11 protein-coding genes, 2 tRNA genes, 3 rRNA genes and 3 pseudogenes are annotated in these 21,699 nt (G+C 40.5%); 3 read left to right on the top strand and 16 right to left on the bottom strand.

Annotation, left to right across the window (positions count from 1 at the left end):
• Positions 1-15: 15 nt before the first annotated feature.
• From RT723_RS14595 to RT723_RS14550, 10 genes and pseudogenes are all read right to left on the bottom strand, one after another.
• Positions 16-1,119 (bottom strand): DNA polymerase III subunit gamma/tau C-terminal domain-containing protein, encoded by a 1,104-nt coding sequence (locus RT723_RS14595; RefSeq protein WP_315947802.1) that lies wholly within the window; start codon positions 1,117-1,119, stop codon positions 16-18.
• Positions 1,120-1,165: 46 nt separating this feature from the next.
• A pseudogene (gene dnaX, locus RT723_RS14590) lies at positions 1,166-2,245 on the bottom strand (DNA polymerase III subunit gamma/tau); the annotation flags it as partial.
• Positions 2,246-2,261: 16 nt separating this feature from the next.
• Positions 2,262-2,796: pseudogene (gene apt / locus RT723_RS14585) on the bottom strand (adenine phosphoribosyltransferase).
• 114 nt (positions 2,797-2,910) lie between these two features.
• Positions 2,911-3,654 carry an HvfC family RiPP maturation protein gene (locus RT723_RS14580; RefSeq protein ID WP_315947798.1) on the bottom strand — a complete coding sequence of 248 codons (744 nt, stop codon included), beginning with the start codon at positions 3,652-3,654 and terminating at the stop codon, positions 2,911-2,913.
• Positions 3,647-4,487, bottom strand: a pseudogene (locus RT723_RS14575) (HvfB family MNIO-type RiPP peptide maturase). The gene RT723_RS14580 and the pseudogene RT723_RS14575 overlap by 8 nt, the downstream one beginning before the upstream one ends.
• A gap of 346 nt (positions 4,488-4,833) precedes the next feature.
• Positions 4,834-4,948 (bottom strand): 5S ribosomal RNA (gene rrf, locus RT723_RS14570).
• Positions 4,949-5,108: 160 nt separating this feature from the next.
• Positions 5,109-7,993 (bottom strand): 23S ribosomal RNA (locus tag RT723_RS14565).
• A 285-nt stretch (positions 7,994-8,278) separates the two neighbouring features.
• Positions 8,279-8,354, bottom strand: a tRNA-Ala gene (locus RT723_RS14560).
• 122 nt (positions 8,355-8,476) lie between these two features.
• Positions 8,477-8,553 (bottom strand) — tRNA-Ile (locus tag RT723_RS14555).
• Between the two features lie 112 nt (positions 8,554-8,665).
• Positions 8,666-10,201: ribosomal RNA gene (locus RT723_RS14550) — 16S ribosomal RNA — on the bottom strand.
• The 16S, 23S and 5S rRNA genes sit together here with 2 tRNA genes alongside, the layout of an rRNA operon.
• 565 nt (positions 10,202-10,766) lie before the next feature.
• On the opposite strand from RT723_RS14550, the gene RT723_RS14545 reads away from it, so the two are divergent.
• Positions 10,767-11,342, top strand: a complete 576-nt coding sequence (locus RT723_RS14545; protein WP_315947796.1) for a GNAT family N-acetyltransferase — start codon at positions 10,767-10,769, stop codon at positions 11,340-11,342.
• Positions 11,343-11,350: 8 nt separating this feature from the next.
• The gene (locus RT723_RS14540) at positions 11,351-12,676 is read left to right on the top strand and encodes an NAD(P)/FAD-dependent oxidoreductase (RefSeq protein WP_315947794.1); all 1,326 of its coding nucleotides are present in this window, start codon (positions 11,351-11,353) and stop codon (positions 12,674-12,676) included.
• Positions 12,677-12,710: 34 nt separating this feature from the next.
• On the opposite strand, the gene RT723_RS14535 is transcribed toward RT723_RS14540, so the two are convergent.
• Positions 12,711-13,574: a tetratricopeptide repeat protein gene (locus RT723_RS14535; RefSeq protein ID WP_315948541.1), complete on the bottom strand. Its 864-nt coding sequence runs from the start codon at positions 13,572-13,574 to the stop codon at positions 12,711-12,713.
• Positions 13,575-13,746: 172 nt separating this feature from the next.
• On the opposite strand from RT723_RS14535, the gene RT723_RS14530 reads away from it, so the two are divergent.
• Entirely contained in the window at positions 13,747-15,009 is a 1,263-nt protein-coding gene (locus tag RT723_RS14530; protein WP_315947793.1) for a methyl-accepting chemotaxis protein, read from the top strand.
• A gap of 62 nt (positions 15,010-15,071) precedes the next feature.
• Here RT723_RS14530 and greA read toward each other — a convergent pair whose 3' ends face one another.
• The 5 genes from greA to grpE all read right to left on the bottom strand — a co-directional run bounded on the left by greA (position 15,072) and on the right by grpE (position 21,698).
• Positions 15,072-15,551, bottom strand: a complete 480-nt coding sequence (greA, locus tag RT723_RS14525) for a transcription elongation factor GreA (RefSeq protein ID WP_216054631.1) — start codon at positions 15,549-15,551, stop codon at positions 15,072-15,074.
• A 1-nt stretch (position 15,552) separates the two neighbouring features.
• A complete protein-coding gene (gene carB / locus RT723_RS14520) occupies positions 15,553-18,771 on the bottom strand; it encodes a carbamoyl-phosphate synthase large subunit (protein ID WP_315947792.1) in 3,219 nt (1,072 codons plus the stop codon).
• A gap of 30 nt (positions 18,772-18,801) precedes the next feature.
• Positions 18,802-19,929, bottom strand: coding sequence for a glutamine-hydrolyzing carbamoyl-phosphate synthase small subunit (carA, locus tag RT723_RS14515; RefSeq protein WP_315947790.1), 1,128 nt, complete (start codon positions 19,927-19,929; stop codon positions 18,802-18,804).
• A 218-nt stretch (positions 19,930-20,147) separates the two neighbouring features.
• Positions 20,148-20,963, bottom strand: a complete 816-nt coding sequence (dapB, locus tag RT723_RS14510; protein WP_315947789.1) for a 4-hydroxy-tetrahydrodipicolinate reductase — start codon at positions 20,961-20,963, stop codon at positions 20,148-20,150.
• Between the two features lie 153 nt (positions 20,964-21,116).
• Positions 21,117-21,698, bottom strand: coding sequence for a nucleotide exchange factor GrpE (gene grpE / locus RT723_RS14505; protein ID WP_216054627.1), 582 nt, complete (start codon positions 21,696-21,698; stop codon positions 21,117-21,119).
• Position 21,699: the final 1 nt, after the last annotated feature.

The raw sequence follows: 21,699 nt of genomic DNA, 5'->3' as shown, positions 1-21,699 counted from the left end.
GTCCGTTAATTTTGCCTATAATGGCGTAATTGAGCCGGCGACTATCCTACCGTCAAACTCATTTAATAACGTTTTAACCATAGGGTCGTTATTAATGCTTTGCTCTGCTCTTTGTTGACGATTTTGGTTAATGTCTTTTTGGATCTCAGCAGGTGCATACTCCACTAACTCAGATTTATTAATGATAAACTCACATTGTGGCGCTAACCTAAGCACAACCTCATTCAGTTCAGCTTCCGTTTTATCGTTTAACAGGTGAGCAAACTCTTGTTTAACCACTAACTCAATATGATTATCATTTATTTCCACCGCACCATGCAATGCTAGCTGCCTTGCCCTTCCGGCTAAATCAGAACTTTCAATTAACGATGCCCAATTGTCTACCTGATGTGCATATCTAACTTCTTCATGTTCCAGAGGCATAAGTTCAGCTTCCGGTTCGAACACTTCAACGTCATTGTTTGTTTCTGCATTTTGATTATCTTCGCTAACACCCTCATGGTGTAAAGAATTTACCTCTGTACTCTGAGATTGCTCCGCATTTTGGGATTCAGGTATAGCGTGATTTAAATTACTGTCAAAACCACGAGCGGCCAAAATAGCCATAACCGGGCTATCAAACTCTAAAGTGCTAGGGTTAGGATCAGTTCCTTCTGAAACAACAGACGTGTTATTAACAACATCCTCATTCATTGGTGGAGCTTCGGCATTCGGATTAACGAATTGATGTTCGTTAGAAGGTGTATGTTCTAAGTCTTGTGTAACAGAGTTATCGTCGGCAATATTAACTTCCGTTGGCTGCTGAGGCGCAAAACCTTGGCTTTGAGCCATATCGTTGTAAAAGTTCTGTTGCGCCAACAACTCATTTTCAGTAACCGCTTCCTGAGCGTCAATTGACTGTTCAGCAGGTTTAGAATGCAATGTCTCTGTGCCTAAATCATCTTGCTTTGCTATCGGCTTAGTGAATTCTGTTGTTACTGCTTCAAAGCTAGCCATATCAGTTGGCTGAGTTTGACTTTGCAACGCATTCACATCAGGAATACTTTTTAACTGAGGCTCAACAACTGGCGAGACTGCATTTTTATTTTGCTCAGATTCGGTAATTGGGGTACGGGGCAAATCTATTTCAGAGTTTTTTTACCACTAAATCAGAAAAATCAGTGACAGGTTTAAATGCCAACATTCTTAAACATATCATTTCAAAACTAGCGTATGGGTCTGAGCTAATTTTTAAATCACGTTTGCCTTGTAGCAAAATTTGGTAATAAACTTGAACGACTTGGGGAGCAACTTGGCTAGCTGCAGCCGTAATAAATTCGCTAATATTATGATTCAATTGTGCTGCATTTGGCATAATTTGAGTTAACGCAATTTGATGGCAAACACTTAATAAATCATCTAAAACCTTATCAATATCTGGATTTTGTTTGGTCAATCGGGCAAATTCATTTACCAAACTATCAGCGTCATTGCTTAATATTGCAGACAATATATTTTGACTCCAGCTGATATCAACTGTGCCCATCATTTGTTGCACTATCTCTAAGGTAACGTTTTGACCAGACTGAGCAATAGCTTGGTCTGTTAAACTTAATCCATCCCGCATACTACCTTTGGCGTATTTAGCTAACAGTAATAACGCCTCTTGTTCAAATGGAAGTTGTTCCGCAACTAAAATGTGATTTAACTGCTCCGATATTTGTTTAATCGACAAAGCTTGTAAATTAAATTGTAAACAGCGAGATAATATTGTGACGGGCAGCTTTTGTGGATCTGTGGTGGCCAATAAGAACTTAACGTGTTCAGGTGGTTCTTCTAACGTTTTTAACAAAGCGTTAAAACTGTGACGTGACAACATGTGTACTTCATCTATTAGATAGACTTTGTAACGACCTCGTGTCGGTGCGTATTGCACGTTATCTAAAATTTCTCGGGTATCACCCACTTTAGTTCTTGATGCCGCATCAATTTCTATTAAATCGACAAAACGTCCTGCATCAACATCTAAACAAGTACCACACTGTCCACAAGGTTCTGCAGAAATACCTGTTTCACAATTTAAGCTTTTCGCAAAAATACGAGCTATGGTGGTTTTACCCACCCCACGAGTTCCGGTAAATAAATAAGCGTGGTGAAGCCTTTGATTACTCAATCCATTGATAAGTGCAGCTTTAACATGCTCTTGACCAACTAATTCAGCAAATTTTGCAGGACGCCATTTACGTGCGAGAACTTGATAACTCATTTAATTAACCTTTTAGCTATTCGCCATCAAACTCAGTTAATGAATAACAATTGATATCCAATTTTTTCTAATCTTTTTTCGCCGCCTAAAGCAGGTAAATTAACAACAAAACAAGCGTCGTTTACTGTCGCGCCTAATTGTCTAATCAGTGACGTTGTTGCTTCGATTGTACCGCCAGTGGCAAGTAAATCATCTACCATTAATACTTTATCAGCAGACGTAAGTGCGTCGGTGTGAATTTGCATAGTATCAGTTCCATATTCTAACTGATAATCTTGAGAGATAACTGCCCGAGGTAACTTACCTGGTTTTCTTACAGGAATAAATGGAATACCCATTTTTAATGCTAAAGGCGCACCAAAAATAAAACCACGCGCTTCCGTACCAACGATAGCAGTAATGCCTTGATCTTTATATTTGGTTTCAAATAATTCAATAGTGTTAGCAAAGGCTTCTGCGTTTTGCATTAACGAGGTGACATCACGAAACATGATCCCAGCTTTTGGGTAATCTGGAATGGTTTTTATACTACTTTTAATTAAATCTAACATGTTTTACCTAAATACTAATATTACCATTCCAGTATGACAGATTGGCTGCTTTGGAAAAACCTTTGAAATGATTTATTTAACAATAATAATGACCATGTTCTAACGCTATGAATATTATGCTGGCTTTACTAACTTTAGCTGTAAAAAACGAGGCAATGCATTGGCTAAAAAGTCGTCCATTTGTGCTTCCGTAAAACTTTCGTTCAGACCAATCAATTCATTAATAAGTGATTGTTTTGTTATACCGGCATTCTGTTGAATTAATTGCAAAAGGATGACGGTTAATTGATCGACTAAAATGAACTTCACATTAAATTCAACATTTCGATACACCACGAGCCCCGTTAGTTGAGGCTCAATAGTGTCATAATTATCTAAAGAGATTACATGCACTGGGTAATTATATAATAATGGATAACACTCCGGTGACAGAATAAAACCATCTAGCTTATTAACACCATCATTTTCTGTGTTTGTTTTATAAACATTGGGTTTAACGCTTAAGTCTAATTCAATCCATTCGTAATGCGCTAATTCAGCAAGATAAGGGAAATCTGGGTAGTCACTTTGTTTTTCAATTAAATATGACAGAAACTCTTGTGAAATTTCAATAAAATGAGGTGTTTCGCATTGATGTTCAACGAAAAAACGTCTGACTAAACGCCCCCATGTTTCAGTACCCAACAGACTTTGAGTTACCGGAAAGGCCGTACTGCAAAAACTCTCAATGTTATTAAAAAATAACTCTTTGTAAATAGTGACACGTCTAGACTCTATGTTGTCCAATTCACCTTTTCCGGTCCTAATTCTATTCGCCAATTGTAACTGTAGAGCCTGGAATGAATTCGTATTACTCATTAACAGCCTCCTTTTGATACTTAGCTTGTATTTTCTTAATCATATTTACTTCAGTGAACAAGTCATCCATTGCAGGAATATTAAAATCCCGTTCTAACAACGTGGGATATACACCATGTTTTTGATAGGCAAATTCTAGTAACGACCAAACAGAATCTATGACATCTGACCCATGAGTATCAATCTTTAAGTCATCCGCTTCATCATAATGACCTGCAATATGGCCATATAGGATCCGTTCAGACGGTAAACCTTGAATAAAGGTTTTACTATCGTATTTATGGTTAATGGAATTTACATAAACATTATTTACATCTAACAATAATAGACAGTCAGATTCTTCCAGAACAGCATTAGTAAATTCAAGTTCAGATAATTCTGACGATTGACTTAAATAAGAAGAAACATTCTCAATAGCAATCTTTTGCTCCAAGATGTCTTGTACTTGTTTAATTCTATTTGCAACATGATGAACTGCATCACTTGTGAACGGGATTGGCATTAAGTCATACATATGACCATCAGCTGAACAGTAACTTAAGTGCTCAGTGTAATGTTTGATTTTATATTTACGTAGGAATTGGCCAACTTCTTTTACAAAGTTAATATCTAGCGGATCTGGGCTACCAAGGGATAAAGACAAACCATGAGTCACCATGTTATGTTTATCTGAAACTTGCTCAAATAAGTGTTGGTATTCCCCCTAATCGCATCCAGTTTTCTGGAGCCACTTCTAAAAAATCCACGTATTCTGTGGTTAATAAATCTAATTCAGACTCCATTTCACGACGAAACCCAAGTCCAGCCCCACTCACTAATGCATTATTATTCATTTGAACTGCTATATATCTACATTTATATAAATTAACTGACTAATAAGAACAGACAATACGGTAAAAACTTTCGGAAGAACATATTAATAAAAAATTTATAACTAAAAGATAGATGACTTAACATTATTCACATCACACAACGGGTAGCTTTAAAAGCTATAAGCGTAATTTAAACTTAAATTGTAGACAATAAAAAACCCCACACTCAATGAGCATGGGGTTGTATTTTACGAGCGGAGTCTGGCGCTTTTGGTTTTGCTATTCCTCGCAACTCGTAGCTGTTTTTTAAAACGCCAAATAGCAAAAAACCCGTCAATCTTACGATCAACGGGTTTCTCTAATAGGAGTCTGGCGGTGAGCTACTCTCGCATGGCGACTGCCACACTACCATCGCCGCAACTGCGTTTCACTTCTGAGTTCGAAATGGATTCAGGTGGTCCCACAGCGCTATTGCCACCAGACAAAAGCGTTATTGCGTATTTAACAATGGAAAGCTTCTTAACCGAGTTATCAGTTAAGTAACGACCTACAAGGATGTAGGAAGTACTGAATATTGTCAGGAACAATATCAGTAAAAATAAAGGAAATTTGTATCAGCGTTCAAGAACACTTAAGCGTTGTATGGTTAAGCCTCACGGGCAATTAGTATTGGTTAGCTTAACGCCTCACAGCGCTTCCACACCCAACCTATCAACGTTGTAGTCTTCAACAACCCTTTAGGACAGTTAAACTGTCAGGGATGACTCATCTCGAGGCTCGCTTCCCGCTTAGATGCTTTCAGCGGTTATCGATTCCGAACGTAGCTACCGGGCAATGCCATTGGCATGACAACCCGAACACCAGCGGTTCGTCCACTCCGGTCCTCTCGTACTAGGAGCAGCCCCTCTCAATCATCCAACGCCCACGGCAGATAGGGACCGAACTGTCTCACGACGTTCTAAACCCAGCTCGCGTACCACTTTAAATGGCGAACAGCCATACCCTTGGGACCGACTTCAGCCCCAGGATGTGATGAGCCGACATCGAGGTGCCAAACACCGCCGTCGATATGAACTCTTGGGCGGTATCAGCCTGTTATCCCCGGAGTACCTTTTATCCGTTGAGCGATGGCCCTTCCATACAGAGCCACCGGATCACTATGACCTACTTTCGTACCTGCTCGACATGTCCGTCTCGCAGTTAAGCTTGCTTCTACCATTACACTAACCGTACGATGTCCGACCGTACTTAGCAAACCTTCGTGCTCCTCCGTTACTCTTTGGGAGGAGACCGCCCCAGTCAAACTACCCACCAGACACTGTCCACAATCCCGATAAGGGACCAATGTTAGAACATCAAACATACAAGGGTGGTATTTCAAGATTGGCTCCACAAGAACTGGCGTCCTCGCTTCAAAGCCTCCCACCTATCCTACACATGTAGGCTCAATGTTCAGTGTCAAGCTGTAGTAAAGGTTCACGGGGTCTTTCCGTCTAGCCGCGGGTACACAGCATCTTCACTGCGATTTCAATTTCACTGAGTCTCGGGTGGAGACAGCGTGGCCATCATTACACCATTCGTGCAGGTCGGAACTTACCCGACAAGGAATTTCGCTACCTTAGGACCGTTATAGTTACGGCCGCCGTTTACCGGGGCTTCGATCATGAGCTTCTCTTGCGATAACCCAATCAATTAACCTTCCGGCACCGGGCAGGTGTCACACCGTATACGTCATCTTTCGATTTAGCACAGTGCTGTGTTTTTAATAAACAGTTGCAGCCACCAGGTCACTGCGACCGGCTTCAGCTTAGGGAGCAAGTCCCATCACCAATGCCGGCGTACCTTCTCCCGAAGTTACGGTACCATTTTGCCTAGTTCCTTCACCCGAGTTCTCTCAAGCGCCTTAGTATTCTCTACCTGACCACCTGTGTCGGTTTAGGGTACGGTTCTTAATCATCTGAAGCTTAGAGGCTTTTCCTGGAAGTATGGCATCAATGACTTCATCACCTTAGTGACTCGTCTCGTGTCTCAGCCTAGTGAATTCCCGGATTTGCCTAAGAATTCAGCCTACACACTTTCACACGGACAACCAACGCCGTGCTCACCTAGCCTTCTCCGTCCCCCCATCGCAATGATTAAAAGTACAGAAATATTAATCTGTTTCCCATCGACTACGCATCTCTGCCTCGCCTTAGGGGCCGACTTACCCTACCCTGATTAGCATGGGATAGGAACCCTTGGTCTTTCGGCGTGGGGGTTTTTCACCCCCATTATCGTTACTCATGTCAACATTCGCACTTCTGATATGTCCAGCAAACTTCTCAATTCACCTTCAACCACTTACAGAACGCTCCCCTACCTAGCGTAATAAATTACGCTACCGCAGCTTCGGTGTTATGTTTAGCCCCGTTACATCTTCCGCGCAGGCCGACTCGACTAGTGAGCTATTACGCTTTCTTTAAAGGGTGGCTGCTTCTAAGCCAACCTCCTAGCTGTCTAAGCCTTCCCACATCGTTTCCCACTTAACATAAACTTTGGGACCTTAGCTGGCGGTCTGGGTTGTTTCCCTCTCCACGACGAACGTTAGCACCCGCCGTGTGTCTCCCGGATATTACTTTACGGTATTCGGAGTTTGCATGGGGTTGGTAAGCCGGGATGGCCCCCTAGCCCAAACAGTGCTCTACCCCCGTAAGTATTCGTCCGAGGCTCTACCTAAATAGATTTCGGGGAGAACCAGCTATCTCCCGGTTTGATTAGCCTTTCACTCCTAGCCACAGGTCATCCCCTAACTTTTCAACGTTAGTGGGTTCGGTCCTCCAGTTGATGTTACTCAACCTTCAACCTGCCCATGGCTAGATCACCGGGTTTCGGGTCTATACCTTGCAACTATTTCGCCCAGTTAAGACTCGGTTTCCCTACGGCTCCCCTATTCGGTTAACCTTGCTACAAAATATAAGTCGTTGACCCATTATACAAAAGGTACGCAGTCACAGAACAAGTCTGCTCCTACTGCTTGTACGTATACGGTTTCAGGTTCTATTTCACTCCCCTCACAGGGGTTCTTTTCGCCTTTCCCTCACGGTACTGGTTCACTATCGGTCAATTGGGAGTATTTAGCCTTAGAGGATGGTCCCCCTATCTTCAGTCAAAGTTTCTCGTGCTCCGACCTACTTAATGTGTCCAATATGCTGCTTCGTGTACGGGGCTATCACCCTTTATTGCGGAACTTTCCAGAACCTTCCACTACAACATACTGAATCGGCTGTTTCCCTTTCGCTCGCCGCTACTCAGGAAATCTCGGTTGATTTCTTTTCCTCCGGGTACTTAGATGTTTCAGTTCTCCGGGTTTGCTTCACATAGCTATGTATTCACTATGTGATACTGCACAAAATGCAGTGGGTTTCCCCATTCAGAAATTCTGGTCTATAACGGTTTTTATCACCTTAACCAGACTTATCGCAGATTAACACGTCTTTCATCGCCTCCAATTGCCAAGGCATCCACCGTATACGCTTATTCACTTAACCATACAACCTTAAATGCTCTCGCACTAAAGTCGTCGGTTATGCCATTTTGATTGCGTTCGCTAAAAACACAATCGACATAAATAACGCTTGAGTTTTCTCTTACAGTGATACAAATTACTTATTATTCATCCCTAAGAATTAAAATAAGATTTATACCTTTATTTTTTATTCAGCTTTCCAATTTGTTAAAGAGCAATTGAGTCATTAAAAACTCAAATAAATAAACACTGAAGTTAAACAACTTAATGTGTATTTATTTGAGCTCACGTTCATTTTAAGAAGAAGTGGTGGAGCTATGCGGGATCGAACCGCAGACCTCCTGCGTGCAAGGCAGGCGCTCTCCCAGCTGAGCTATAGCCCCATTTATTTCTAAATGGTTCTCATCCGATTAATCAGACAAGTCCAATCTTTTCTTATCAAGGCATTTAATGAGGACGTTTAGTACACTAAACGACGAGTTAAATAACGCAGAGAAGGAATGATTGGTAGGCCTGGGCAGACTTGAACTGCCGACCTCACCCTTATCAGGGGTGCGCTCTAACCAGCTGAGCTACAGGCCTATATATGTGAGTCACAAGCGCTAACTTATGCCACTTTCCTGTAACTTCTTCTTGCTCACAATTCGTAATTAATTATCTGTGTGGACACGAGTAAATCTCATAACTTTATGTATAAGGAGGTGATCCAGCCCCAGGTTCCCCTAGGGCTACCTTGTTACGACTTCACCCCAGTCATGAACCACAAAGTGGTAAGCGTCCTCCCGAAGGTTAAACTACCTACTTCTTTTGCAGCCCACTCCCATGGTGTGACGGGCGGTGTGTACAAGGCCCGGGAACGTATTCACCGTGGCATTCTGATCCACGATTACTAGCGATTCCGACTTCATGGAGTCGAGTTGCAGACTCCAATCCGGACTACGACAAGCTTTATGGGATCCGCTTACTCTCGCGAGTTCGCAACCCTTTGTACTTGCCATTGTAGCACGTGTGTAGCCCATCTCGTAAGGGCCATGATGACTTGACGTCGTCCCCACCTTCCTCCGGTTTGTCACCGGCAGTCTCCTTAGAGTTCTCAGCATAACCTGCTAGCAACTAAGGATAAGGGTTGCGCTCGTTGCGGGACTTAACCCAACATTTCACAACACGAGCTGACGACAGCCATGCAGCACCTGTCTCAGAGTTCCCGAAGGCACTAAAGCATCTCTGCTAAATTCTCTGGATGTCAAGAGATGGTAAGGTTCTTCGCGTTGCATCGAATTAAACCACATGCTCCACCGCTTGTGCGGGCCCCCGTCAATTCATTTGAGTTTTAACCTTGCGGCCGTACTCCCCAGGCGGTCTACTTATCGCGTTAGCTTCGCAAAACAGCGCTTAAGCGCCAAGCTGCTAGTAGACATCGTTTACGGCGTGGACTACCAGGGTATCTAATCCTGTTTGCTACCCACGCTTTCGTACATGAGCGTCAGTGTCGACCCAGGTGGCTGCCTTCGCCATTGGTATTCCTTCAGATCTCTACGCATTTCACCGCTACACCTGAAATTCTACCACCCTCTGTCGCACTCTAGCCATCCAGTTTCAAATGCAGTTCCCAGGTTGAGCCCGGGGCTTTCACATCTGACTTAAATGGCCGCCTGCGTACGCTTTACGCCCAGTAATTCCGATTAACGCTCGGACCCTCCGTATTACCGCGGCTGCTGGCACGGAGTTAGCCGGTCCTTCTTCTGCGAGTAACGTCACATCTGATGGGTATTAACCACCAAACTTTCCTCCTCGCTGAAAGTGCTTTACAACCCGAAGGCCTTCTTCACACACGCGGCATGGCTGCATCAGGCTTGCGCCCATTGTGCAATATTCCCCACTGCTGCCTCCCGTAGGAGTCTGGACCGTGTCTCAGTTCCAGTGTGGCTGATCATCCTCTCAGACCAGCTAGGGATCGTTGACTTGGTGAGCCTTTACCTCACCAACTATCTAATCCCACTTGGGCTTCTCTAAAGGCGAGAGCCGAAGCCCCCTTTAAGCCGTAGCTATTATGCGGTATTAGCAGTCGTTTCCAACTGTTGTCCCCCACCTAAAGGCAAATTCCCAAGCATTACTCACCCGTCCGCCACTCGTCATCAAACTAGCAAGCTAGTTCATGTTACCGTTCGACTTGCATGTGTTAGGCCTGCCGCCAGCGTTCAATCTGAGCCATGATCAAACTCTTCACTTTAAAGTGTTTCATTTAATCGCTACTCATTAAATACTGTTCAAATAAATAAATTTGTTTGTACAGACACTTAAGAATAGTAAATCTTAATTTGTTACTATCACTTACAAGTGCCCACACAGATAATTAATTACAAGTTGTTAAAGAACATTTCGAACCCCGAAGGTTCTGGTTAAGACTGACTATCAATTTAGTCGCTCAAGGCTGTCTCAACCGGGATGCGCATTCTACACTTCCCAAACTCCCTGTCAACACTATTTTGAAATCTTTTTCTTAAAAGTTTTTACAAACTTCTCTAAGATTTCTTGCTCCAAACCCTAATTCAAACTTGTTGTTTTAGCGGCTTGGTGTCTTCCTGACAACGTGGGGCGCATTATAGGGAGTTTTGTTTTCGGCGCAACTCTTTATTGCAAATAAATTACAAAAAACGTTTAACCGAACAATAAACACACAAACCGCGTAAATACTCAGCTAAATACGTTTGAATTAGGTTATTTTTAGCTTCAATTAAAGACAAACTATTTAAAAACGCTACTATGAATAAAACGTTTCTATTAAGAATTTGAATATGAAAACACAATTTCAACTCTACAATTTAAGTGAAGAGCACTTTACTGATGTTATTAACTTAGGGAATTTAGTCCACGGCGACGGTTATTTATTTCCAGATACATTAGCCGCTATGCACCTTAAGGGAATAAAGGATAGATTAAACTCCAGCTTTGTTTTGTATCATGGTGACATGTTAGTTGGCTTTCGTATCACTTACGCCCCTAATAATTGGCAACTTGACCGTTGGTGCACTCCTGAGCTTTGGCCAATAGCGACAGAGAATGTCGCCTATTTTAAATGCAATACTATCCATCCTGATTTTCAGGGAAAAGGGTTGGGCGGAAAATTACTGTCTGAGTCCATGACCACTTTAAAACAAATGGGTGCAAAAGCAGGGTTAAGTCACATTTGGATGCAAAGTCCTGGAAATGCATCATTTAAGTACTTTACTAAAGCCGGTGGAGTGTTAATAAAAACCCACCCAAGACGCTGGCATGAAGATGAAGCTTTACAAGATTATGTGTGCATAATTTGCGGTGAAGATTGTTTTTGTAATGCATCTGAAATGATGTTGGAATTTGATAAAGAGTAATCGCAGCCATGTATGATCCATTAACGAATAAGCAACTTAACAACCAACAAGGTTTTCCAGAGTCGTATTGGAGCTCTACTACATCGCCAATCAATTATGCTCCCCTAAATAGTGATGTTAACGCTAATGTTGTTATTGTTGGTGCGGGATATACTGGTTTAAGTTGCGCTATTCATTTAGCGCAACAAGGCGTTACTAATATTGTTGTCGTTGAAGCTAACGAAATTGGTTGGGGTTGTAGTGGTAGAAACGCAGGTTTTGTTTTACCAGGTTCTGGTCGACTTGGTTATAAACAACTTGTTGACCGCTTTGGACTAGCGCCTACCCACAAATTACATGATGATTTCATGTCTGCTATTGAATTAGTCGACACCTTAGCTATAAAGACCAAAGCCAATATTGATAAAACTGAACTTGGTTATTTAAAACTAGCCCACAGTAAAAATTGGTTTGAAAAGTTAAAGGAGTCGGCAAATTACCTTCACCAAGAGTTTAACTATGATGTAGAGATCATTTCAAAGTATGATTTCTGTCATGATTATGTCGATCATAAAAATGTATTTGGGGCTATTCGTTACAATAATGGTTTTGGCATTAACCCACTTAAGTTAGTTAATAGTTATGCTGAGTATGCGACTTCTCTAGGGGTAACTATTTATAATCAAAGCCCAGTTAACCAGATAACCAAAAGCGGTCAACAGCATTCAGTAAACACGGAATTTGGATCTGTGTTGGCTGATAAATTAGTGATAGCTACGAACGGATACACACCTAAAGGTTTAAATACCCCAATAAAAAACAAAATTTTACCAGTGTTAACCAATGTCATTGTCACTCGGCCATTAACAGCTGATGAGTTAAAACGCTCAAACTTTAACACTCACCAAGTGATGATGGATACTCGAGAATTAAAATACTATTACCGCTTATTACCTGATAATCGAATTTTATTTGGCGGACGAGGTGCCATTTCAGGAAAAGACGCGACTAAACCTAAATACGCTAATAGGTTATTATCTGAATTAAAATCCTGCTTTCCAGAACTTAGTACTATAACGATAGATTACAATTGGATTGGTTGGATATCGGTCGCTTTTGACCAAATGCCACATATACATAAGACTGACGATGATATTTTTTATGCTACCGGATATTGTGGTTCGGGCGTTTCTTTTAGTGCATACGCAGGCAAGTTATTGTCTGAACTCATTCAAGAGAAAGATGTTGACTCCCCTTTAATATCCGCTCTGCCCAGTTTACCTTTTGCCCAGTTTAGACGGACAGGTCAGCGATTCTTTTATCAATATGGAAGAATGAAAGATTGGTTAGGTTAACCAATCTTTTTTTGCTTATTTAATAAGGATGGTATTAATACATTAAGGTATATAGTTTACGACGATACTTACTGGCGAGTTCGTCACCACTGGCTAAATTAGAGACGATATCTAAATAATATTTTTTCGCTTCACCAAAACTCATGTCAGATTTTAATATTTCATATAACAAGTCTAATGCTTCTTCATTTCTATTCACTTGACTGAAGGCCAATGCTAATTGCTGTTTCAGTTGAAAAGACTCAGGTTCATTAGCAAGTTCAGCTTGTAATTTTACAATCTCAGGTGAATCCGCCGCATTCGAGGCTAAGTCTAATTTAGCGATTAATTGATTATAAGTAGAGTCTTGGTTCACTATCAATACACTGTCTAATAATGTTTGAGCGTCTTCTAATTTCCCTAATTCAATACTCGCATTAGTAAACCCGAACAGAAACTCCATTCGTGATTGTTCTGCTTCAAAGGCTTTTTTAAATAACGGATAGGCATCTAGCCAATTGTTTTGTTGCGCAAACTCGACGGCACTTGCGTACCAGGCATCTTGTTCTTTTGGTAAGTGTTTTTGTAATAAAGCTAAAATTTCCGACTCTGGCTGAATCCCTGCAAAACCATCGATGGGTTGTCCATCTTTCATTATGGCTACTGTCGGTAGGCTTTTCACACCAAATTGCATTGCTATTTGCTGTTGTTCGTCACAATTAACGCGGGCAAAAATAAGATCATTTGGATATTTAGCAGCTACTGAAACTAAACTTGGACTAAGTTGTTTACATGACTCACACCAATCTGCCCAAAACTGAACCATCACCAATGTTTGTTTAGACTTCTCTAACAAAACCTGTTGAAAATTTTCTAATGTTATATCAACTATATTACTCATGTTTCTGCCCCGACTTATTTTAGCTTTTATATATGGGATAAATATCTAAATACAATTAATAGTCTATCTTTATTTTAGATCGTTAAACCGCTTTCAATATTACAATGTTAAATATCATCATATAGGTAGGGAAAAAATATATGTTCAACCCGTTCAAGGTACAACTGATCATTCGATCGAACTAAACGAAATGAGAAGTCAAATAACCCAGCTAACTTCTAAACTTGATGCTATCAACCGCTCTATGGCGGTCATAGAGTTTACTCCCTCTGGCGAGATAATTCATGCCAACGAAAATTTTCTGACACTGATGAATTATAAACTCGAGGACATCATTGGCCATCACCATAAGATGTTTTGTCAAACTAGCTTGACTAAAAGTGAAGAATACAAACAATTTTGGCAGCACCTAAATAATGGTGAATATATAAAAGGCCAATATGAACGGATAACTGCAAACAATGAAATAGTATGGTTAGAAGCTAGTTATAATCCAGTCTTCGATAAAGATCGTAATCTAGTAAAGATCATTAAGTTTGCTTCTAACATCACAGAGTCCATTGAAAAAGCACAAGAACAAAAAAATATGGTTGATGCAATTGCACGCTCTATGGCAATCATAGAGTTCAACTTGGCTGGGGAAGTTTTGGCAGCAAATAACAACTTTCTTGATTCAACTGGATACAATTTAGAACAAATATTAGGCAAACACCACAGGATGTTTTGTGAGATCGATTACGCAAAGTCGAATGAATATCGTCAATTTTGGGAAACACTTAACCGTGGTCAATTTGTATCGGGTCAATTTAAAAGAGTAAGTAGTAACGGTGAAACTATTTGGTTAGAAGCCAGTTACAATCCTATTTTTAACATCAAGGGGGAATTAATTAAGGTCATTAAATTTGCAACTGATGTTTCAACACGTGTAAATGCTGCGATGAATGCTCGAAAAGTAGTTTTTGCAACTTCGTTAGATGCCGATAAAGCGGCACAACTTGGCTCTGAGGTGGTTAATGACACTATTAATATTATGGATTCGTTATCAGCCGATATTACTTTTGCATCTCAAAATCTTGATGCATTAAATACTCAATCAGATCAAATCAACAATATAGTAAACACCATTAGCTCAATTGCAGAACAAACAAATTTATTAGCACTCAATGCAGCAATAGAAGCAGCAAGAGCCGGTGAGCAAGGTCGAGGATTTGCAGTGGTTGCCGACGAAGTTAGGGGACTCGCAGCAAGAACGAGTTTATCAACAACTGAAATAGCCGATGTTATTAAACAAAATATTGAGTTATCGCAAAAGGCTGCTAAAACTATGCAAACCAGTATTGAACAAGTAAATGCAGGTACTGAATTAGTTAAAAAACTAAGTGATAACATTTCAGATATTAATTCAGGGGTCAGCGACATAGTAAACGTCATGGACAAATTAAATAGAAGTTGACCTTACTAAAATAAAAAAACCGTCTAATGACGGTTTTTTAATGCTTAGAATTAAGTAGGTTATTAAATATACTCAACTTCTACTATTTCGTATTCAACCATACCTGAAGGTGTTTGAATCTTAGCAACATCATCGACACTTTTACCAATTAAGCCTCGGGCAATTGGTGATCCTATAGAGATCTTGCCAGCTTTTATATCCGCTTCATCTTGACCAACGATGTGATACTTAATTTCTTCTTCCGTTTCACAGTTTAAGATGGTCACTGTCGTACCAAAGATGACTTTGCCTGTATTAGGCATTTTGGTGACATCAATGATCTGAACATTAGATAGTTTCGCTTCAATTTCTTGAATTCGTCCTTCGCAAAATCCTTGTTGTTCACGCGCAGCATGATATTCAGCATTTTCTTTTAGATCGCCATGTTCACGCGCCGATGCTATATCGGCAACAATTTTTGGACGGCGAACTGTTTTTAACTCTATCAATTCAAGGCGCAGAGCTTCTGCACCATGAACTGTCATCGGAACTTGAGTACTCATATTACTGAATTCTCTTATGTAAGTTTTGTAATGACTCTACACTACCACGATCATCCGCTGAATTTGCTAAACAAGTTGCAAATGCTGCATTTAATGTTGTTGTGTAGTTCGCTTTATAACGTAATGCACCACGACGCAATACTTTTGAATCTTCAATCGCTTGACGACCTTCAACCGTATTAACTATGTAGTTGTACTCACCATTTTTAATTCGGTCAAGTATATGTGGACGCCCTTCAAATACCTTGTTTACTTTACGACATTCAATGCCAGCTTCTTCAAGTACTTTATGACAACCACGTGTTGCATCTAATTCAAACCCAGCTTCAATTAGTTTTTGAGCTAAGCCAATCACGCGAACTTTATCTGAGTCGCGAACTGAAATTAATGCACGACCGCCTCGAGCGATTTCAATACCTGCACCTAGCTCAGCTTTTGCAAACGCTTCTTCAAACGTATTACCAACACCCATAACTTCACCAGTTGAGCGCATTTCAGGACCAAGAATAGGGTCAACACCAAGGAATTTGTTAAATGGCATAACCACTTCTTTAACTGAGAAGTAAGGAGGTATCACTTCTTTCGTTATTCCTTGCTCAGCTAAACTCTTACCAGCCATCACACGAGCCGCTACTTTTGCAAGTGGAACCGCGGTTGCTTTTGATACAAATGGAACAGTACGAGCAGCACGAGGGTTAACTTCAATTAAATACACTTTGTTTTCTTTAACAGCAAACTGGGTATTCATTAAACCAATTACACCAAGCTCTAATGCCATGTCACGCACTTGTTTGCGCATCACATCTTGAATTTCTTGAGGCAATGAATATGCAGGTAATGAACATGCCGAGTCACCTGAGTGAACACCCGCTTGTTCAATATGTTCCATGATGCCGCCAATGAGAACATCAGTTCCATCACATATTGCATCAACATCTACTTCGATTGCGTTATCTAAAAAGTGATCAAGTAATACTGGAGAATCATTTGATACTGATACGGCATCTGTCATATAACGACGCAAGTCAGCTTCATCATATACAATCTCCATTGCTCTACCACCTAGTACGTAAGATGGACGAACAACTAGCGGAAAACCTATATCAGCACTTTTCAGAATAGCTTGCTCAGTAGAAGTCACTGTTGCATTTTCTGGTTGTAATAAACCTAAACGCTCAACCATTTGTTGAAAACGTTCACGGTCTTCAGCACGGTCAATTGCATCTGGAGATGTACCAATGATTGGAACACCGTTCGCTTCTAATGCACGAGCTAACTTAAGTGGCGTTTGGCCACCATATTGAACAATTACGCCAACAGGCTTTTCAATACGAACTATTTCTAATACATCTTCAAGCGTGATTGATTCGAAATACAAACGATCAGATGTATCGTAGTCTGTAGATACCGTTTCAGGATTACAGTTAACCATGATGGTTTCATAACCATCTTCACGCAGTGCAAGCGATGCGTGAACACAACAGTAATCAAACTCAATACCTTGGCCGATACGGTTTGGACCGCCACCGATAACCATGATCTTATCTTTGTCAGACGGGTTCGATTCACACTCTTCATCGTAACTTGAATACATGTAAGCAGTATCAGAACTAAACTCTGCAGCACATGTATCAACACGTTTGTAAACCGGATGAATTTTAAACGTTTGACGTTTTTTACGAACTTCAGATTCACTTACTGCTAATAAATCAGCGATACGAGCATCAGCAAAACCTTTACGTTTTAATGTACGTAAGAAACCTTTATCTAAACCAGCAAAACCACGTTTTACTACTTCAGATTCAGATTTAATTATGTCTTCAATTTGAACTAAGAACCAAGGGTCTACATTCGTTAATTTAAAGATAGCGTCTAAATCCATGCCACTACGGAATGCATCGGCAATATACCAAATACGGTCAGAACCTGGCTCTTTAAGTTCATGAATGATCTTGTCGTGTGCGCCTTCAGATTCAAGGTCAATAATCGGGTCGAAACCTGATACGCCAACTTCTAGTCCACGCAAGGCTTTTTGTAATGATTCTTGTTGGTTACGACCAATCGCCATCACTTCACCCACAGATTTCATCTGTGTTGTTAAACGATCGTCAGAACCAGCAAATTTTTCAAAGTTGAAGCGTGGTAACTTAGTTACAACATAATCGATGGTCGGTTCAAACGACGCTGGCGTTGAGCCACCTGTAATGTCATTACTTAACTCATCTAGTGTATAACCTACAGCTAACTTAGCTGCGATTTTTGCAATTGGGAAACCTGTCGCTTTTGAGGCCAACGCCGATGAACGAGATACACGTGGGTTCATCTCGATGATCACCATACGGCCATCTACTGGATTAACACCAAACTGTACGTTAGAACCACCCGTCTCAACACCAATTTCACGCAATACCGCAATAGAGGCATTACGCATTATTTGATATTCTTTATCAGATAATGTTTGTGCAGGCGCTACAGTGATTGAGTCACCCGTATGTACCCCCATTGCATCGAAGTTTTCGATAGAACAAATAATGATGCAGTTGTCGTTTTTATCACGAACCACTTCCATCTCATATTCTTTCCAACCGATAAGTGATTCATCAATCAGAATTTCATTCGTGGTAGATAAATCTAGACCACGTGTACAAATTTCTTCGAACTCTTCTTTATTGTAAGCAATACCGCCACCGCTTCCGCCCATAGTAAACGAAGGACGAATAATACATGGAAAACCGATTCGACTAAGTACGTCTTTAGCTTCATCCATAGATTGAGCAGTTTCTGCACGAGGACATTCAAGATTTATGGCCTTCATCGCTTTGTCGAAACGTTCTCTGTTTTCCGCTTTATCGATGGCATCCGCCGATGCACCAATCATTTCCACACCATACTTTGCAAGCACGCCGTGTTTTTCTAAGTCTAATGCACAGTTAAGGGCCGTTTGACCACCCATGGTAGGTAAAACCGCGTCTGGGCGTTCTTTTTCAATTATTTTTTCTACTACTTCCCAGTGAATTGGTTCGATGTACGTTGCATCGGCCATCTCTGGATCTGTCATTATTGTCGCTGGGTTAGAGTTAACTAGAATAACTCGATAACCTTCTTCGCGTAATGCTTTACAAGCTTGAGCGCCTGAATAGTCAAACTCACAAGCTTGACCGATAACTATTGGACCAGCACCTAATAACAGAATGCTTTTTATGTCGGAACGTTTTGGCATAGGAATTCTTCTCTTAAATCTGTATTAGTATTATTTACGCTCAGTCATTAGTTCGATGAAATGATCAAACAAAGGCGCTGCGTCATGTGGACCAGGACTCGCTTCAGGGTGACCTTGGAAACTAAATGCTGGTTTATCTGTGCGATGAATACCTTGTAATGTACCGTCGAACAAAGATTTATGAGTCGCAACTAAATTATCAGGCAATGAACTCTCTTGAGCCGCAAAACCATGATTTTGAGCAGTAATCATTACTTTTTTGGTTGCTAAATCTTGAACTGGGTGGTTACCACCATGATGACCAAATTTCATTTTTTCAGTTTTTGCACCACTTGCAATAGCCAGTAATTGATGACCTAAACAAATACCAAAAACTGGAATGTCTGTGTCTAAAAATGATTTGATTGCATCAACTGCATATGTACATGGCTCTGGATCGCCAGGTCCATTAGATAAGAATATGCCATCAGGATTAAGTGCTAGTACTTCTTCCGCTGATGTTTGTGCAGGTACAACAGTTAGTCGACACCCACGATCAACTAACATACGTAAAATATTGCGTTTAACACCGAAGTCATAAGCAACAACATGAAAACGTTCTTCTGCTAGTTCTGAATAACCTTGACCTAATTGCCAGCTGCCCATTGTCCATTGATATGGTTTTGTGCAACTAACTACTTTCGCTAAATCCATTCCTTTAATACCAGGGAATTGTTTAGCAGCTTCTAACGCTTTGGCCTCATCAATTTCACCTAACGCAATGATACAACCGTTCTGCGCACCTTTGTCACGTAGAATACGAGTTAATTTGCGAGTATCAATATCTGCGATGCCAACAACATTGTTATTTTTTAAGTAAGTACTTAAATCTTGTTCACTACGAAAGTTACTAGCTACTAAAGGTAAGTCACGAATAACTAGGCCTTTGGCCCAAATTTTATCGTTTTCTTCGTCTTCAGAATTAGTACCGTAGTTACCAATATGTGGATAGGTTAAAGTTATGATTTGTTCTGCGTAAGATGGGTCAGTAATAATTTCCTGATAGCCTGTCATTGAAGTATTAAAAACTACTTCGCCAACTGACATACCTTCAGCACCAATTGCGGTACCTCGGAATATAGTTCCATCTTCTAGAACCAATAGCGCGGGTTGAGTCAAGATAACCTCCTAGCAATGATATGCAGATTTTACGTTTTTATCTGCAACCGGTTAATCTTAGCCATACAAACCTGTTTTTTCATCTGACAAATGAGCAACAGCATTTGCGTTAGGCAAATTTCGATTATTGTAGCTAAGAGATCATCATTAGGCTAGGAAAAAATACATAAATTATAAAAACAGTCCATTTAAGTAAAAAAATGCATTAGGCCGTTATTTTATATATTAAGTTCTTTTAAACTAAGTACATCTTGCATATCAAACAGGCCATTTTGTTTGTCACTCAACCAGTTTGCAGCCCTTACTGCACCTTTGGCAAACGTTAATCTGCTAGTTGCCTTATGTGTTATTTCGATGCGTTCACCTATATCTGCAAACAAAACCGTATGATCACCAACTATATCTCCAGCTCTTACCGTGGCAAAACCTATGGTTTCTCGGTCTCGTTCACCGGTATCGCCTTCTCTTCCGTACACGGCAACTTTGTTTAAATCACGATCTAACGTATCGGCGATCACTTGCCCCAACGCCATTGCAGTTCCCGATGGTGCATCTTTTTTGTATCTATGGTGACCTTCTATTATTTCGATATCACAGTCATCACCTATGGTTTTTGATGTGACTTCTAGCAACTTATATAACAAATTAACACCGGTAGAAAAGTTAGCCGCAAATACAATAGCAATATGCTGAGATGCATCTTTCATTTTTTCTAATAAGGTTTCAGGTAAACCAGTAACCCCTATCACCATGTTTAACTTATGTTTAACACAGAAATCAATATTGGCACTTAACGCCTCTGGTAAAGTGAAATCAATCCAAACATTGGTTAAAGGCGCCAAACTTTCTAATTCAGAACTTGCATAAATATTCGTTGCGCCAATACCAGCTATCAATCCTGCATCCATTTTATCAAATGGCGAAGACTCTCTAACCGAACAAGCTGATAATGTTGCCGTTTCATCTGCGACTACCGCTTCTATTAAATTACGTCCCATACGGCCGTTTGCGCCAAATATTCCCACGTTTGTCATTGTTTATCTCGTTTCTATCTATTTAGTGGTATTCATTACCAATTTGATTAACGGATGTTACCGCAATCCAAATAATAAAAAACCCGCCAATAGCGGGTTTTTAATGTTAATTTTCAAATATATTATTCAGAAATGGATAATATATTATAAATACTAAGGTGCTTTAGAAACCATAACCATAGCCGGTCTAAGTAAACGACCATTTAAGGTAAAGCCTTTTTGCATTACAGCTATTACTGTATTAGGTTCAACATCTTCGCTAGGTTGCATTGACATAGCTTGATGGAACTCTGCATTAAACTTTTCACCTTGAGGGTTAACTAACTCAACACCAAACTTAGCAACAGCGTCAATAAATGACTTCTGCGTTAACTCGATACCTTCGATTAACGGCTTTAATGCTTCATTTTCTTTGTCAGAAAATTCGACGGCTCGCTCTAAATTGTCGATGACAGGCAATAACTCATTCGCGAATTTTTCTAATGCAAATTTGTGAGCTTTTTCAACATCAATTGCAGCTCGACGACGGATATTGTCGTTATCAGCAGCAGCTCTGATCACAGAGTCTTTTTGGCCTTCAATGGTTGCTTTCGCTTCCGCTAACTCAGCTTGTAGCTGTGCAATGTGAGCTATTGCGTCGATTTCTTCAGATTGAACTTCTGCTTCATTGTTAACAACTTCAGCGTCTTGTTGTTCATTTTCTAATTGTTCGTTGTTTTGATCTTGATCAGACATG

Source organism: Psychrosphaera aquimarina (genome assembly GCF_032461525.1).
In the GTDB taxonomy this organism is placed as follows: domain Bacteria; phylum Pseudomonadota; class Gammaproteobacteria; order Enterobacterales; family Alteromonadaceae; genus Psychrosphaera; species Psychrosphaera aquimarina.
The sequence above is the reverse complement of the archived record's forward strand: the minus strand, read 5'-3'. Positions and strand labels throughout refer to the sequence as shown.

Bases quoted from the DNA above. Each gene is read 5' to 3' on its own strand.
- RT723_RS14540 (WP_315947794.1), top strand. From the start codon at position 11,351: ATGTATGATCCATTAACGAATAAGCAACTTAACAACCAACAAGGTTTT.
- carB (WP_315947792.1), bottom strand. From the start codon at position 18,771: ATGCCAAAACGTTCCGACATAAAAAGCATTCTGTTATTAGGTGCTGGT.
- grpE (WP_216054627.1), bottom strand. From the start codon at position 21,698: ATGTCTGATCAAGATCAAAACAACGAACAATTAGAAAATGAACAACAA.
- greA (WP_216054631.1), bottom strand. From the start codon at position 15,551: ATGAGTACTCAAGTTCCGATGACAGTTCATGGTGCAGAAGCTCTGCGC.
- RT723_RS14545 (WP_315947796.1), top strand. From the start codon at position 10,767: ATGAAAACACAATTTCAACTCTACAATTTAAGTGAAGAGCACTTTACT.
- RT723_RS14580 (WP_315947798.1), bottom strand. From the start codon at position 3,654: ATGAGTAATACGAATTCATTCCAGGCTCTACAGTTACAATTGGCGAAT.
- RT723_RS14530 (WP_315947793.1), top strand. From the start codon at position 13,747: ATGAGAAGTCAAATAACCCAGCTAACTTCTAAACTTGATGCTATCAAC.
- dapB (WP_315947789.1), bottom strand. From the start codon at position 20,963: ATGACAAACGTGGGAATATTTGGCGCAAACGGCCGTATGGGACGTAAT.